The organism is Mycobacterium sp. AT1, from assembly GCF_002043095.1.
Classification (GTDB): domain Bacteria; phylum Actinomycetota; class Actinomycetes; order Mycobacteriales; family Mycobacteriaceae; genus Mycobacterium.
This window is the reverse complement of sequence record NZ_MVOC01000059.1, coordinates 26,255-39,963: the sequence shown is the minus strand read 5'-3', so window position 1 is coordinate 39,963 and position 13,709 is coordinate 26,255. Positions and strand designations below refer to the sequence as shown.

At 67.4% G+C, this 13,709-nt stretch carries 12 protein-coding genes; 7 read left to right on the top strand and 5 right to left on the bottom strand.

The genetic code is table 11. The annotated features are described in order from the left end of the window. Positions 1-45: 45 nt before the first annotated feature. On the bottom strand, positions 46-3,348 hold the full coding sequence (gene lysX / locus B1790_RS26020) for a bifunctional lysylphosphatidylglycerol synthetase/lysine--tRNA ligase LysX (protein ID WP_079926184.1): 3,303 nt from the start codon (positions 3,346-3,348) through the stop codon (positions 46-48). A gap of 45 nt (positions 3,349-3,393) precedes the next feature. After that, positions 3,394-3,780 carry a DUF1844 domain-containing protein gene (locus B1790_RS26015; protein ID WP_079926183.1) on the bottom strand — a complete coding sequence of 129 codons (387 nt, stop codon included), beginning with the start codon at positions 3,778-3,780 and terminating at the stop codon, positions 3,394-3,396. A gap of 251 nt (positions 3,781-4,031) precedes the next feature. Here B1790_RS26015 and infC point away from each other — a divergent pair, with 251 nt between their 5' ends. The 4 genes from infC to B1790_RS25995 are packed head-to-tail and all read left to right on the top strand — an operon-like array spanning position 4,032 to position 6,093. Further along, on the top strand, positions 4,032-4,667 hold the full coding sequence (gene infC, locus B1790_RS26010) for a translation initiation factor IF-3 (protein WP_079926182.1): 636 nt from the start codon (positions 4,032-4,034) through the stop codon (positions 4,665-4,667). Positions 4,668-4,691: 24 nt separating this feature from the next. Next, positions 4,692-4,886, top strand: coding sequence for a 50S ribosomal protein L35 (rpmI, locus tag B1790_RS26005; protein WP_056547671.1), 195 nt, complete (start codon positions 4,692-4,694; stop codon positions 4,884-4,886). A 53-nt stretch (positions 4,887-4,939) separates the two neighbouring features. Further along, the gene (gene rplT, locus B1790_RS26000; RefSeq protein ID WP_056547667.1) at positions 4,940-5,329 is read left to right on the top strand and encodes a 50S ribosomal protein L20; all 390 of its coding nucleotides are present in this window, start codon (positions 4,940-4,942) and stop codon (positions 5,327-5,329) included. 2 nt (positions 5,330-5,331) lie between these two features. Beyond that, on the top strand, positions 5,332-6,093 hold the full coding sequence (locus B1790_RS25995; RefSeq protein WP_079926276.1) for an RNA methyltransferase: 762 nt from the start codon (positions 5,332-5,334) through the stop codon (positions 6,091-6,093). Here the strand turns inward: B1790_RS25995 and B1790_RS25990 are convergent. Both B1790_RS25990 and B1790_RS25985 read right to left on the bottom strand, forming a co-directional pair. Further along, positions 6,083-7,327: an acyl-CoA dehydrogenase family protein gene (locus tag B1790_RS25990; protein WP_079926181.1), complete on the bottom strand. Its 1,245-nt coding sequence runs from the start codon at positions 7,325-7,327 to the stop codon at positions 6,083-6,085. The genes B1790_RS25995 and B1790_RS25990 overlap by 11 nt on opposite strands. A gap of 4 nt (positions 7,328-7,331) precedes the next feature. Continuing rightward, complete coding sequence (locus B1790_RS25985; protein ID WP_079926180.1) at positions 7,332-8,369, bottom strand: oxygenase MpaB family protein; 1,038 nt, start codon at positions 8,367-8,369, stop codon at positions 7,332-7,334. Positions 8,370-8,558: 189 nt separating this feature from the next. Here B1790_RS25985 and B1790_RS25980 point away from each other — a divergent pair, with 189 nt between their 5' ends. Beyond that, complete coding sequence (locus tag B1790_RS25980) at positions 8,559-9,425, top strand: adenylate/guanylate cyclase domain-containing protein (RefSeq protein WP_079926179.1); 867 nt, start codon at positions 8,559-8,561, stop codon at positions 9,423-9,425. Here the strand turns inward: B1790_RS25980 and B1790_RS25975 are convergent. After that, complete coding sequence (locus B1790_RS25975) at positions 9,415-10,113, bottom strand: hypothetical protein (RefSeq protein WP_079926178.1); 699 nt, start codon at positions 10,111-10,113, stop codon at positions 9,415-9,417. The genes B1790_RS25980 and B1790_RS25975 overlap by 11 nt on opposite strands. A 77-nt stretch (positions 10,114-10,190) precedes the next feature. Between B1790_RS25975 and B1790_RS25970 the strand changes: the two genes are divergently transcribed. Together B1790_RS25970 and B1790_RS25965 are read left to right on the top strand one after the other, a co-directional pair. After that, complete coding sequence (locus B1790_RS25970; protein WP_079926177.1) at positions 10,191-11,699, top strand: carboxylesterase/lipase family protein; 1,509 nt, start codon at positions 10,191-10,193, stop codon at positions 11,697-11,699. Positions 11,700-11,762: 63 nt separating this feature from the next. Continuing rightward, entirely contained in the window at positions 11,763-13,706 is a 1,944-nt protein-coding gene (locus B1790_RS25965; RefSeq protein WP_079926176.1) for a primary-amine oxidase, read from the top strand. Positions 13,707-13,709: the final 3 nt, after the last annotated feature.

Below are 13,709 nucleotides of genomic sequence, written 5' to 3'. Positions count from 1 at the left end.
GTGGGTGCGGAGGGCAGGAGCGGAGCGACCCGGGATTGATGTGGCCTAGCGGGGCTTGGCCAACGGGAAGGGCAGCGTCTCGCGGATGCTGCGTCCGGTGATCAGCATGACGACGCGGTCGACGCCCATCCCCAAGCCGCCGGTAGGCGGCATCGCGTACTCCATGGCCTGGAGGAAGTCCTCGTCGAGCTCCATCGCCTCCGGGTCGCCGCCGGCGGCAAGCAACGACTGCTCCTGGAGTCGGCGACGTTGCTCGACGGGGTCGGTCAACTCGCTGTAGGCGGTGCCGAGCTCGACGCCCCAGGCCACCAGATCCCACCGTTCCGCCACCCCGGGCAGGCTGCGGTGCGGGCGGGTCAGCGGCGAGACCGACGTCGGGAAGTCCTTGTAGAACGTCGGAGCCTCGGTGCGGTCTTCGACGAGGTGCTCGTACATCTCCAGCACGACGGCGCCTTCGTCCCAGTGGGTCTGGTATGGGATCCGAGCGGCATCGGCGTAGCGCCGCAACGTCGTCAGATCGGTGTCAGGGGCCACGTGTTCCCCGAGTGCGTCGGACACGGCACCGTGCACGGTCTTGACGGCCCACTCACCGGAGACGTCGACCGGCTCGAGCGTTCCGTCCTCCCGTGGCCGCATGACGACGTGGGCACCGTTCGCCGCGAGTGCGGCGTTCTGGATCAGCTCGCGGCAGCCGTCGATCCACACGTTGTAGTCGGCGTGGGCCTGATAGGCCTCCAAGAGGGTGAACTCGGGGTTGTGACTGAAGTCGACGCCTTCGTTGCGGAACGCGCGGCCCAGCTCGAAGACCCGCTCCACCCCGCCGACGCAGAGCCGCTTGAGGTAGAGCTCGGGCGCGATCCGCAGGTACAGCGCCAGATCGTAGGCGTTGATGTGGGTGACGAACGGTCGCGCGTTGGCGCCGCCGTGGATCTGCTGCAGGATCGGCGTCTCGACTTCGAGGAAGTCCTTGGCGAACAACGTCTCTCGAATCGAGTGCAGAACGTTGCTGCGGGCCCGGATGAGGTCGCGGGATTCGGTGTTGATGGCCAGGTCGACGTACCGGGTGCGCACCCGCGCCTCCTGGTCGGTGAGGCCCTTCCACTTGTCCGGCAGCGGGCGCAGGCACTTGCCGATCAGCCGCCACCGGTCGACGAGCAGCGACGGGGTGCCGGACTTGCTGGCACCCATGGTGCCGGTCACCTCGACGAGGTCGCCGAGGTCGACGGCCTTGGTGAAGTCGGCGGTGCTGCCTTCACTCAGACCCGAATTGTCCAACAGCAGTTGAACTTCGGCCGACCAGTCGCGCAGGTCGGCGAACAACACCGAACCGTAGTCCCGGATGCGCAGCACCCGACCCGCCACCGTCACGGTCTCGCCTGCGGTCTCGAGTGCCAGTGCGACGGTGTGGCTGGGCGCCACCCCGACGGGGTAGGCGTCGACGCCCCTGTCCTGCAACGCCTTCAGCTTGGCCATCCGGACGCGGACCTGCTCGGGAAGTCGGTGAACCGGATCCTCGGACGGCCCCTCGAGTCCAAGCCCGGAGGTGTCGGGGGCGCTGCCGTCGGGATGCAGCCTGCCCGAGAGCACCAGCGTCTCAGGAGCCGAAATGTGTTGGCCCGTGTGTTGTTCGGCCCGACGGCTGAACGGCAGCACCAGGAAACCCTCGGCGATGACCGACGCGACACCGACCCGTGGTATCAGGCGGGCGTCCTCGTAGCACGCGAAGCGGGGCACCCATTCGGGCATGTACTTCATGTTCGACCGGTACAGGGTCTCGAGTTGCCACCAGCGCGAGAAGAACACCAGCAGCGCCCGCCACAACCGGGCCACCGGACCCGCGCCGAGTTGGGCGCCCTCCTCGAACGCCGACCGGAACATGGCGAAGTTCAGCGAGATGCGGGTGATGCCGATGTCCGCGCCCTGCAGGCACAGCTCGCTGACCATCAATTCGTTGGTGCCGTTGGGGGATTGAGGCGAGCGCCGCATCAGGTCCAGCGAGGCGCCGTTGGTGCCCCACGGCACCAACGACAACATGGCGACTACCTCGTCCTGCTCGGTGACCGCCTCGACCAGCATGCAATCGCCGTCGGCCGGATCACCAAGGCGACCCAACGCCATCGAGAAGCCGCGCTCGGTCTCGGTGTCGCGCCAATCGTCGGCCCGCTTGATGACGTCGGCCATCTCCTCGGGGGTCAGGTCCCGATGGCGACGAATGTGGACGGTGAGACCCGCCCTCCTGGCCCTGGTGACGGCCTGCCGGACGGGCTTCATGTCGGAGCCGGACAGCTTGAACCTGTCCGGGTACAGAATCGCCTCGTCGCCGAGTTCGAGCGCGTTGAGGCCGGCTTCCCGAAAGGCTTGGGCGGCAGCGGCGCTCGCACCCATCACGCCGGGAGCCCACCCGTAGGACTGACACAGCGTCAGCCATGCCCCGATCGCGGCGGGCCAGGATCGGGGATCACCAAGGGGGTCACCGCTGGCCAGACATACGCCGACCTCCACGCGGTAGGTGATCGCGGCCCGCCCGTTGGGGGCGAACACCACCGACTTGTCCCGACGGGTGGCGAAGTACCCCAGCGAGTCGTTCTTGCCCCAGAGTTCGAGCATCCCGCGGATCGCGGACTCGTCCTCGCCGGTGAGCGCGTTCTCGGCGCGCTGCGACTGGAACAGGACGACGGCGGCCACCATGAGGGCCACCGCCCCGAACAGGCCGAGCAGGGCGTTGACGAAGACGTGCGGGTGGTGGCCGTCGAAGGCATCGGCGTCAACGCCCGCGAAGACGACGACGCGGTTTGCCGCATAGGTCAGCCGTTCGTCGCGGTCCAGGGAACCGGGGAACATCTCCAGCAAGCCCCAGCCGATGAGGATGCCGATCGCCATCCCGGCCGCCAAGGTGGCCGCCGCCTTGATCAGCGCACCGCGCCGCACCCTGGCCCAGAACTCCTTGCGCGCCAGCACCAGGAAGGCGATCGCGGCGACGTGGAACACCAGGCCGATCACCTCGCCGATGTCCTCCATCACCGACTCGGGACCCGTGGAGAGGTCGCCGACGTTCCAGCCGATCGCGGCGACCATGTAGAGCACCAGAATCCACCAGGCGACGCTCTTGCGGGCCGCCAGCGCCGCGGCCAGCAGGGCGAGCACGAACGCCCAGGCGAAGCTGGTGTCGGGGAAGTTGAAGATGTAGTCGTTGACCCACTCGCGCGGCACCCTGATCGCCCACCGCACCAACGGCGAGATGCTGGCGATCAACGACAGCGTGGCGATGATGCCGACGAGCCATCCCGCGGCGGCGGGCACCCATCGGAACGTCGACGTTCGATGCTGCTTCGAGCTAGTCAGCGTCATAGGCCGCGACAATATTCGCTCTGCCCGCGAAATGGTTGGCAGTGGCTACCAGACGGGGCCGGTGAACTTCTCTCCCGGACCATGGCCGGGCTCGTCGGGGAACGCGGAGGACTCGCGAAACGCCAACTGCAGTTGCTTGAGTCCGTCGCGAACCGGCCCGGCGTGCGGGCCCAGGTATTCCGCCGACGCCTTCACCAGCCCCGCCAGCGCAGTGATCAACCTGCGCGCCTCGTCCAGGTCACGGTGCGGCGATTCGTCGGGGTCGTCCTCCGACAGGCCCAGCTTCTCGGCGGCGGCGCTCATCATCATCACCGCGGCCCTGGTGATCACCTCGACGGCGGGGATTTCGGCGAGCTCGCGGACGGACGGCTCTGGCCTCTGGGGGGAGGTCGTGGGGTCGACGTAATCGGGGAGTTCGGGAACCTCGGTCATGCCTGTTAGACTGGCACGTGCGACCGTCCCGGCCTACGCCAGGACAGCAAGTGGAGTCCCGCTCCCACCGTTGACCTTCCAGGTACAGCGGTCCGGTCACACCCACCGCGAGGTGGATGTTCTGCGCATTTGCACAGGCGACGCAAGTCGTGATCGGTCGGCATCGGGCCCTGTCATGTACAGGGCCTTTTCGCTCTGTATGGGCGGATGGCTGATGGTGTGGACTCCTCGAAGACTACATAGGAGGCCCCATCAGCACTGAGACCCGCATCAACGAGCGCATACGTGTACCTGAAGTCCGTCTGATCGGACCGAACGGTGAGCAGGTAGGCATCGTGCGCATCGAAGATGCACTCCGCGTCGCCGCGGACGCCGATCTCGACCTCGTCGAAGTTGCTCCGGCTGCGAAGCCGCCAGTCTGCAAGATCATGGACTACGGCAAGTTCAAGTACGAGACGGCACTCAAGGAGCGCGAGTCTCGCAAGAACCAGCAGCAGACCGTCGTCAAGGAACAGAAGCTGCGACCCAAGATCGACGACCACGACTACGAGACCAAGAAGGGTCACGTCGTCCGCTTCCTCGAGGCGGGGTCGAAGGTCAAGGTGACCATCATGTTCCGCGGACGCGAGCAGTCGCGGCCCGAACTGGGCTACCGCCTCTTGCAACGGCTCGGCGCCGACGTGGCCGACTTCGGCTTCGTCGAGACGTCCGCCAAGCAGGACGGTCGCAACATGACGATGGTGCTGGCTCCTCACCGCGGCGCCAAGACCAAGGCACGAGCGGCACACGACGCCGCTGCACCCCAGGCGCAGCGCGCGGCCCCCGCTCCCGCCGAGCCGGCTGCGGCACCGCCTAGTGACGCACCACCTGCTCCATCCACGACCTGATCCACCACTAGAACCGAGGACTCCATGCCCAAGGCCAAGACCCACAGCGGCGCCTCCAAGCGCTTCCGGAAGACCGGCACCGGAAAGATCGTGCGCCAGAAGGCAGGTCGCCGACACCTGCTCGAGCACAAGGCGACCAAGCGCACCCGCAGGCTCGACGGCCGCGCCGTGGTGGCGAAGAACGACGCCAAGCGCATCAACAAGCTGCTCAACGGCTGACCTGACACGTCTTTCTAGGCCCCAACCTGACCCGCTCGAGATAGGAACACCCCATGGCACGCGTCAAGCGCGCACTAAACGCCCACAAGAAGCGGCGTACCGTACTGAAGGCTTCGAAGGGCTACCGCGGCCAGCGGTCGCGGCTCTACCGCAAGGCCAAGGAGCAGCAGCTCCACTCCTTGACCTACGCCTACCGTGACCGCAAGGCTCGCAAGGGCGACTTCCGCAAGCTGTGGATCACGCGCATCAACGCCGCGGCCCGCGCCAACGGAATCACCTACAACCGGCTGATCCAGGGCTTGAAGCTGGCCGGCGTCGAGGTCGACCGCAAGAACCTCTCCGAAATCGCGATCAGCGACGAGGCTGCGTTCACCGCACTGGTCGAGGTCGCCAAGGCAGCCCTGCCCGAAGACGTCAACGCGCCGTCGGGCGAAGCCGCCTGACACTGCTCACCGAGAAGTCCAATCGGGTAGCTGCGGCAATCAAGCTGCAGCGTCCGATTGGGCGCCGCCACGCCGCACGCTTTCTCGCCGAAGGTGCCAACCTCGTCGAGTCCGCGTTGCGGCGTGGTCTCGTAGACGAGGTCTTCGTCACCGAGTCCGCCGCCGAGCGGTTCGGTGATCTCCTGGTCGACGTCCCGGTTCAGCTGGTCACCGAACGCGCCGCGAAGGCGTTGTCGGACACCGTCACTCCCGTCGGACTGGTGGCGGTGTGCCGGATGCCCGAGGCGTCGCCGGCCGACGTGCTGTCGGCGCCGCGTCTGGTGGCCGTCGCCGTCGACACCGCCGATCCAGGCAACGCGGGCACGCTGATCCGGCTGGCCGACGCGATGGGGGCCGACGCCCTCGTCCTGTCCGGCGAAGGAGTCGACCCCTACAACGCGAAGTGCCTGCGGGCCTCCGCCGGCAGCATCTTCGGAGTGCCTGTGCTGGAGATGCCCGACACCGCCGAGCTGGTGGACGCCCTGAGAGCCGCCGGGCTCCGAGTCCTCGCCACCACGCTCGACGGCGAGACGTCCCTCGACGACGCCGACCTGTCGGCGCCGACGGCGTGGCTGTTCGGTCCCGAAGCGCACGGACTGTCCGACGACGTGGCCGCCCTCGCCGACGCCCGCGTGCGGATCCCGATGGCGGGAAGCGCCGAGAGCCTCAACGTCGCTGCGGCAGCGGCGATCTGCCTGTACCAGAGTTCGCGGGCTAGCCGCTGAGCAGCCCGCGGGCCACGTGGGTAATCTGGACTTCGTTGCTCCCCGCGTAGATCATCAGCGACTTGGCGTCGCGGGCCAACTGCTCGACGCGGTACTCGGTCATGTAGCCGTTGCCGCCGAAGACCTGAACGGCCTCCATGGCGACGTCCGTCGCCGCCTGCGAGCAGTACCACTTCATCGCCGAGGCTTCTGGCAGTGAGATCGGTGTCCCCGTTTGGGCGGCTTCGATGACCCGGAACAGCATGTTGCGCACGTTGATTCGGGCCACCTCCATGCTCGCCAGCTTGAGCTGGATGAGTTGGAACTGGCCGATCTCTTGGCCCCACAACGTGCGTGACTTCGCGTAGTCGACGCAGAGCCGCAGGCATTCCTCGATCACGCCGAGTGCCATCGCGGCGACGCCGATGCGTTCGGCCGAGAAGTTGGAGCGGGCGCTGTCGCGACCGTCGCCCTTGTCGTTGTCCTCAGTCTCGCCGAGCAGCCGATCGCGGCCGACCCGCACGTTGTCGAAGAACAACTCACCCGTCCGCGAGCTGTGAATGCCCATCTTGCGGAACGGCTTCGACTGAACGAAGCCGTCCATCCCCTTGTCGAGCACGAATGTCAGAACCTTGCGGTCGCGCTTGTTGGCGCCGTCCTTCTCGTCCAGCTTGGCGTACACCACCGTCACGTCGGCGTCGGGACCATTGGTGATGAACGTCTTCTGCCCGTTGAGGACGTACCCGTCCCCGTCGCGCACCACATAGGACTTCATGCCGCCGAAGGCGTCGGAGCCCGAGTCCGGCTCGGTGATCGCCCAGGCGCCGATCTTCTCGTAGGTGACGAGCTCGGGTAGCCAGCGTTCCTGCTGCGCCAGGGTGCCGCGCGACGCGATCGTCGGGACGGTCAGGCCGAGGCTGACGCCCACACCGGTGACCAAACCCATGCTGACGCGGCACAATTCGCTGATCAACACGAAGCCCATGCCGGCCTGCGCACCGCCGCCGCCGAACATCCCGCCGCCCGACGACCCGCCGCCGGAGGCACCCCCGCCTTCGCGCATCGAGGCCAGTCGCTTCTCAAGTGACTCCTTGGCCATCGCGTCGATGCCAAAGGTGGAGAACAACTTTCGGATGACCGGGTACGGCGCAATGTCGCCGCTCTCCAGTTCGTCGACGTGCGGACGGACCTCCCGGTCGACGAACTCTCGGACCGCGTCGCGCACGGCGACGTCTACGTCTGACCATTCGAGCATGTGTTCAGGCAGCCCTTTCCGGCTCGTGCCGACCACGCGCCGGGCGCAGGCCTGCGAGGGAGAACGTGGTGTGCATCAGGGACCCGGCACGTTCGATCAACGCCGCGGCATGTGACCCACCAGGGACATAGTGCACCGGGAGGCCTCGGCGGTCACGTGGGGGACCCATGAATGCCGGCGCCTCGACCAGCGGCGCATCGGCCCGCGACCGCCCGGATGCACGCTTGTAAGCCGCCAATGCCCTTGGGTGCAAACGGACTTCGTCGGGGACGGCGACGAACGCCAGTTCCACCAGCTTGCCGAACACACGCAGCACCACCTCGTCACCCGGTGTCCACCGCAGTCCTGCCTTCTCACGGACCTCGGGGTCGAAGAGCCCTGCCGCGATCCACCGCTGACCGGCCACCATGGGTTTGAACAGTTGGTCCCACACCGGGGTCGGCATGGCGACGAACCACGGTTTGGGGATGCGGATCGAGAAGATGTCCAGCGTCGCCCGGTTGATCTCCAACTCGTCGCGGCACGTGGTCTCCCAATAGACCTGGAAGTCCTCCCAACTGGCGGGCACGGGGCGCATGCTCATGCCGTACATCCGGTACCACTGGACGTGCTCGTCGAACAGTTGACGCTTCTCGGCCTCGGTCAGTCCGCCGCAGAAGTACTCGGCGGTCTTGATGATGAGCATGAAGAACGTGGCGTGCGCCCAGTAGAAGGTCTCTGGGTTCAACGCGTGGTAGCGGCGGCCCTTGGCGTCGGTGCCCTTGATGGTCTGGTGGTAGCCCTTGATCTGGGCACCGGTCTGCGCGGCGCGATCGCCGTCGTAGACCACGCCCATGATCGGGTAGACCGACCGTGCCACCCGCTGCAGCGGCTCCCGAAGTAGGACCGAATGCTCTTCGACCCCCGCGCCGAGTTGCGGGTACATGTTCTGCATGGCGCCGATCCAGACGCCCAACATGCCCGTGCGGAGGTCGCCGAAGTACTTCCAGGTCAGCGAGTCGGGACCGAGCGGATCGGCGGTCGTCGTCGATATCGCGGTCATCGCGTCCTCACAGCCGTACAGCTCGGTTCGTCACCCCAACGTATTCGTGACAACGCACGTTGTCCACGAGTGCCCGCGGCGCGGCGGCCTTCGTTACCCGATCGTGCGTCGCCCCTCCACGCCGACGTGACCTGCACGAATCGCACCGCCCTCCGGCCGCCGACGAGAAGGACACCTAGTCTGGTCGACGTGGATGCCGAGTCGTTCGAGGAACGGTCCGACGACGGCGGCGGCCCACTGCACTGGTTGAGGAGCACCAACCACAACGACGGCCTCGTCGCGTTCGTCAGGCGCGCCCGCCGCGTACTGCCCGGCGACCCGGACTTCGGGGATCCGCTGTCCCTCGCGGGTGTCGGTGGCCCGCGGGCGGCGGCGCGCGCTGCCGACCGCATCCTGGATCGCCACGCCGCGTCGCGCGAGGTCAGCCTGGCCGGCCTGCAGGTGTGGCAGGCGCTGACAGAGCGGGTGTCCGGCCAGCCGGCCAACCGCGAGGTGACGCTGGTGTTCACCGATCTGGTCGGATTCTCGGACTGGTCACTGCGCGCCGGGGACGACGCCGCCCTCACCTTGGTGCGGCGGGTCACCCAGGTGACGGAGCCGCCGCTCCTGGAGGCCGGCGGGCAGATCGTCAAGCGAATGGGCGACGGGTCGATGGCGGTCTTCGCCGACCCCGCCACCGCCGTCAGGGCCGTACTGCAGGCCCTAGATGCGGTGAAAACCGTTGAGGTGGGCGGCTATACACCGATGATGCGCGCCGGCATCCACACCGGACGGCCACAGCGGATCGGATCGGATTGGCTGGGCGTCGACGTCAACGTGGCAGCGCGCGTGATGGATCGCGCCACCAGGGGCGGGCTCGTCGTGTCCAACGTGACACTGGCGGGCATTTCCGACGAGGACTTCGAGTCCCTGGGAATCACGGTCAAACGCGTACGCAAGCAACTGTTTTCGGCGAAGGTGCCCGGTGTGCCCGACGACCTTCTCATGTATTGGGTGAGGCCCCGCCGGGATCCGTCAGATGCAGACGGAGCCGACGCGGAAGTCGTCAGCAGCTGAATCTAAGCCCGATGTCCGCCGGCGGCGTGGTCTTCTTCAAACAACCGAACGGCTCGACCCCACTGGCACTCAACGCGACCGCGGTCCGATGACCGTAGTCGACGCAGAACGCGCCTGCGGGATCGGCGCGGCACCGATAGCCGCCGAACGCCAAACTTTGGCCTGACGGTAGCTCGGCCCCGGTGCCGTCACCGAACGGACCCGGGTCACCGTGAGGCGATCCGACGTCGACGGTCGTACCCGTGAAGTCCACCCAGTTGGCCTTCCAGGCCGACTCCACGCCGGCGGGGCGCGGCGGCGGATCCGTCAGCTTCACCAGGCACGCCAGGGCACCGTCCCGATAGCGGTTGGTGACGCAGTTGGTCACGCCACCAGCGGTCGTGAACGCCACGCCATCACCAAGGTCCGTGGTGTCTGCGCCCCGGGTCATGGAGCGATAGCCGGCGACGTCGGCCGGCGTTCCGGCCTCGATCCACCCGATGACGTCGCCGATCGCGGCGCCCCGTTGCGGCGCCGCGGTGGGTGCCGGTGACGGCTTCGTGGGCGGAGTCAACGTCGGAGTGGGTTGGCGCGGGCTGCTCGTCGTGCTGGTGGCGGACGTGGATCCTTGGCCGTCTGCTGACCCGTCCGTACCGCCCGAACAGCCCGCTACCAGCGCAGATACGGCGACTAGGAGGGCAATTCGCATGTCGACCAGGGTAACGGTCGCAATCCGACTGGCCCGTCAGGCACGTCGGGGGCGCGGTTCTTCGCTAACGTCGGGTCATGCACGATCGCACCATTCGCGTGACCGTCGACAGTGGAGTCATCGAGGGTTTCACCGCCGACGGGGTTCACCGGTGGCGGTCCGTCCCGTATGCCCGGCCTCCCGTGGGGCCGTTGCGGCTGCGCGCCCCTCAGCCGGTCCAGCCGTGGCCAGGGGTTCGCTACTGCCACGGGTTCACCTACTGCGCGCCGCAGGACCGCAAGTACACCCTCATGGGCCTCGGCAAGTTTCAGCCGATGAGCGAGGACTGTCTGACGCTCAACGTGGTCGCGCCGGAAAAACCCAGCAACGAGCCGCTGCCCGTGATGTTCTTCATCCACGGCGGCGGGTACATCCTCGGCAGCTCGGCCACCCCGATCTACGACGGCGCCGCCCTGGCCCGGCGTGGCTGCGTCTACGTCTCGGTGAACTACCGGCTCGGCGCGCTGGGATGCATGGACCTCTCAGCGCTTTCGACGCCCGAGCACCCCATCGAGGACAACCTCTTCCTGCGGGATCTGGTCATGGCCCTGCGATGGGTCCGCGACAACGCCGCCGCATTCGGTGGCGACCCGGACAACGTGACGATCTTCGGGGAGAGCGCCGGGGCACACGCCGTCGCCACCCTGCTGGCCACCCCTGCCGCCAAGGGCCTGTTTGCACGAGCCATTTCGGAGAGTCCGGCCAGCGGCATGGCCGGACCGCCCGACGTCGCGGCTGCCTTCGCCGACGACTTGGTCGACGCGCTCGGCGCAGCCCGCAAGGACGGGGCTGCCGCCGTGATGTCGGCGCGACCCGCCGAGCTCGTCGACGGGTTGAACCGGGTGATGAAGCGCGGCATGACGGAGATGCGCGGCGCGTTCGTCGTCGGCCCGACCTTCGACACCGAGTACCTGCCCGAGGACCCACTGCGGGCGATGCGCGACGGCACCGCCCACCGGGTGCCACTCATCGTCGGCACCAACGCCGACGAGGGTCGCCTGTTCACCCGCTTCCTGCAGTTGCTGCCGATGACCGAGCCCGCCATCGACCTGCTCCTCGCGGACTCCGACGTCGAACTGCGTGACCGCATCACCAGTGCCTATCCGGGCTACCCGAGTCCGAGTGCCTGCATCCGCCTCGGTGGCGACTTCGCCTTCGGTACCGCGGCGTGGCAGATCGCCTCCGCGCACGGGCAGCACGCCCCGACCTACGTCTACCGCTACGACTACGCGCCCCGCACGTTCCACCTGTCGGGCCTCGGCGCCACGCACGCCACGGAGCTTCTCGCGGTGTTCGACGTCTACCGGACCCGGCTGGGGTCACTGATGACGGCCGTCGCCGATCGTCGCTCGGCACGCCGGGTGTCGAACGACGTGCAGGCCAGGTGGCGCGCGTTCAGCCGCACCGGATCACCCGGCGACGGCTGGCCCCGGTACACCGCCGACGAGCGCGCGGTGATGGTCTTCGACCGTCATTCGCGGCTCGAACACGACCCCAATGCCGACCGAAGAAAGGCGTGGGAGGGATTCACGCTGGCCTCGAACTGAGCCCTGCACCGGGTTTCCGTCGATCCTCTCGCGCGGCCGCCGTCGACGTGGTCGAGTGGTGAGGTGACGCATCCACTCGATCCACTGTCCTCCGACGAATTCAGCGCTGTCGCTGCGGTGTTGCGCCGCGAACACCAGGTGGAGGCCACCCCGGCTTCGGGTTCCGGGTTGGGGTGGCGGTTCGCTTCGATCGAACTCGTGGAACCGTCAAAGGAGGAACTGCGGCGGTTCGAAGACAGTGGCGACGTGCCTGCCCGCCGAGCGACGGCGATCTGCTTGGACCGATCGGCAAATGCCACCTACAAGGGCGTCGTCTCGCTGAGCACCGACCGGGTCGAGTCCTTCGATCACGTCCCCGGCGTGCAGGCCAACTTCACCGTCGACGAGTTCGTCGAATGCGACCAGCTTCTGCGCAAGCACCCCGAGGTGATCGCCGCGCTCGCCAAACGAGGCATCACCGACCTGGACAACGTCTTCATGGACACCTGGACCTTCGGTGACGCGGTCGCCCCTGCCGAGTTCCGCGACCGCAGGCTGGGTTGGTCGGACACCTGGCGCAAGGACGCGCCAGGGGCCAATCCGTACGCCCATCTGGTCAGCGGCCTGCACTGCGTCGTCGACCTGAACACCATGGAGGTGCTGAGGGTCGAGGATGACGGGGGAGTCGAAACACCCGCCGTGATGGGCGAATACGTGCCCAAGCACGTTCCGGAGCGCATCCGTGCGGCGTCGACGCGGGAGCCGCTCAAGCCTCTTCTCATCACCCAGCCCGAGGGCCCGTCGTTCACCGTCGACGGCAACCTGCTGCAGTGGCAGAACTGGTCGCTGCGCATCGGATTCAACTATCGCGAGGGCATGACGCTTCACACGGTGCGCTACCGCGACGGTGATCGCGAGCGCTCGGTTGCGCACCGGATGTCGTTCGCCGAGATGATCGTGCCGTACCGCGACTCGTCGGTCGACCACTACCGCCGCACCGCCTTCGACATCGGCGAGTGGGGCCTTGGCTTCATGACGACCTCCCTGGAACTCGGCTGCGACTGCCTCGGCGAGATCCGCTACCTGGACGCCGTGATGCACGACAGCGCGGGGGAGCCGTACACGATCACCAACGCGATCTGCATCCACGAGGAGGACGGCGCCGTGCTGTGGAAGCACGTCGACCACGACGCCGGCGCCGAGGTGCGCCGGATCCGGCGCCTGACCATTTCGTTCCACGTGACGGTCGCCAACTACGAATACCTCGTCTACTGGCGTCTCTATCAGGACGGCAACATCGAGTGCGAGGTTCGCGCCACCGGCATCATGGTCACCACGCCGCTGGCCGCGGGCGCGCCGAATCCGAACGGCACTCTGGTCGACGAGCGCACGTATGCGCCGTTCCACCAACACTTTCTGGTGGCGCGGCTCGACATGGACGTCGACGGCGCCGACAACACCGTCTTCATGTCGGAGTCCTACGCCGAGCCGATGGGCCCTGACAACCCGTACGGACTCTCTCTCGTCACGCGCAACGTCCCCCTGCGCACCGAGAGCGAGGGAATGCAGGACTTCAACTTCGACACCCAGCGGGCGTGGAAGGTGGTCAACACCAACGTGACCAACGGCCTTGGCACCCATCCCGCCTACAAGCTGGTGCCCGGCGGGGCGATCCCGGCCATGTTCGATCCCGCTTCGCCAGTTCTCAAGCGCGCGAACGTGATCGGGCACACGCTTTGGGTGACGCCCAACTCGGCCGACGAGCGTTGGCCGGCAGGTGAATTCGTCAACCAGTCGGCCGAGGACACCGGACTTGGGCAATGGACGAAGGCCGACCGGTCCGTCGAGAACACCGACGTCGTGCTCTGGTACGTGTTCGGCCTTCACCACATCACCCGCCCGGAGGATTGGCCGGTGATGCCGGTCGACGTGGTGTCCTTCTGGCTCAAGCCGTTCGGGTTCTTCGACCGCAACCCGTCACTCGACGTGCCCGCGACGGTGTCCGACGCCTGCCACGGGCAGAGTTGACGC